The sequence below is a fragment of the Acetobacter lambici genome (assembly GCF_011516885.1).
Taxonomy (GTDB): Bacteria; Pseudomonadota; Alphaproteobacteria; order Acetobacterales; family Acetobacteraceae; genus Acetobacter; species Acetobacter lambici.
The window spans coordinates 1-1,738 of record NZ_WOTD01000123.1 but is presented as its reverse complement, the minus strand read 5'-3'; the positions used below and the strand labels follow the sequence as shown (position 1 = coordinate 1,738).

Here is a 1,738-nt window from a genome sequence, read left to right as displayed (position 1 = left end):
GCGCGTGATCAGGGTGTTGATTCACTGTCTGCCATTACGGGAATTGACTGGCCCCGCCTCCAGGACGCCATCGGCAGGGCTGAAACCCTGACAGCTCCAGAGACCATTGATCGCACGGCCGAACTGATCAACCGGCATCGCTCTCTTCGTCCTGCCATTGGTCCATTCCTGAACGCGTTCCAGTTTCAGGGTGGTCGCACGGTACAGGGATTACTGAAGGCGGTGCAGATCATTGGAGACCTCTATCGGACCGGTAAACGCCGCTTGCCTGACTCCTGTCCGATCCGTTTCATTCCGCCTTCCTGGCACAGCTTTGTCAGGCCAGAGGGAACAGTCATACGACAGGCTTACGAACTCTGTGTTCTGACCCAGCTGCGCGAGCGTCTGCGTGCCGGAGACATCTGGGTAACGGAAAGTCGCCAATACCGCGCATTCGACACCTACCTTCTTCCGGAAGCCACGTTTGCAGCGATGCGCGCGCAAGGACCGTTGCCTCTGGCGATCAATGCTACGGCTGACACGTTCCTTTCTCAACGGCGTGCAGTGCTGGAAACCGCGCTGAACCGGGTGACGGCTCTTACCAGGAAGGGCGAGTTGTCACAGGTCCGGCTTGATGCACATGGTCTTGTGATTTCGCCTCTGAAAGCAATTACACCCCCTGCTGTGGAAGAGTTGAGGCGGGCGGCTTACGACCGGCTGCCACGGATCAAGATTACTGATCTTCTGCTGGAAGTGGACCGCTGGATCAGCTTCACCGACTGCTTTACCCATCGCCGTTCCAGCCGTGTCGCGGATGACAAAAACGCCCTGCTGACGGTGATCCTGGCGGATGGGATTAATCTTGGTCTGACACGCATGGCCGACACCTGTCAGGGTGCCACCCTGCGCCAGTTGGCGCATCTGCATGACTGGCATATCAGCGAGGCCGGATATGCCGAAGCCCTTGGCCGTATGGTTGCAGCCCATCGTGGGCTGCCCCTGGCGTCACTCTGGGGAGACGGCACATCGTCCTCAAGTGATGGTCAATTGTTTCATGCAGGTGGCAGAGGCGCTGCGATCAGCGATATCAATGCGCGCAATGGCAGTGAACCGGGCGTCAGTTTCTACACCCACATCTCCGATCAGTATGATCCGTTTTCGACCCGGGTGATTGCTGCGACGGCCGGTGAAGCGCCCTATGTTCTGGATGGACTGCTTTATCATGCTAACGGACTTTCCATTGAAGAGCATTATACAGATACGGGTGGGGCATCGGATCATGTTTTCGGGCTGATGCCCTTCTTTGGTTATCGATTTGCGCCCAGGATACGGGATCTGAAAGAGCGGAAACTTCACCTTTTTCCGGGACAACACCCGGGCGAACTTCTGGGTGGGATGGCCGGTGACCTGATCAATACCAACCATATTGTGGAACACTGGGACGACCTGCTGCGTCTCGTCACATCTATTCGGAGTGGAACCGTGACCGCTTCGGCCATGCTGCGCAAACTCGGATCTTACCCCCGTCAGAATGGTCTGGCTGTGGCTTTGCGCGAAGTCGGCCGGATCGAACGGTCAATTTTTATGCTCGACTGGATACAGGATCTGGATTTGCGCAGACGAACCCAGGCTGGACTCAATAAGGGAGAAGCCCGGAATGCGCTGGCTCGGGCGCTCTTCTTCAATCAGCTTGGCGAACTGCGGGATCGGCGTTTTGAAAATCAGGCCTATCGGGCGTCAGGTCTGAACCTGCTGGTGG

Annotated in this window: 1 protein-coding gene; it reads left to right on the top strand. The window is 57.1% G+C overall.

Annotated elements, in window-relative coordinates; translation table 11 throughout:
* Window positions 1–1,738, top strand: a 1,738-nt coding sequence (locus GOB86_RS15375) for a Tn3 family transposase (protein WP_165993530.1), incomplete at both ends; no start/stop codon positions are given.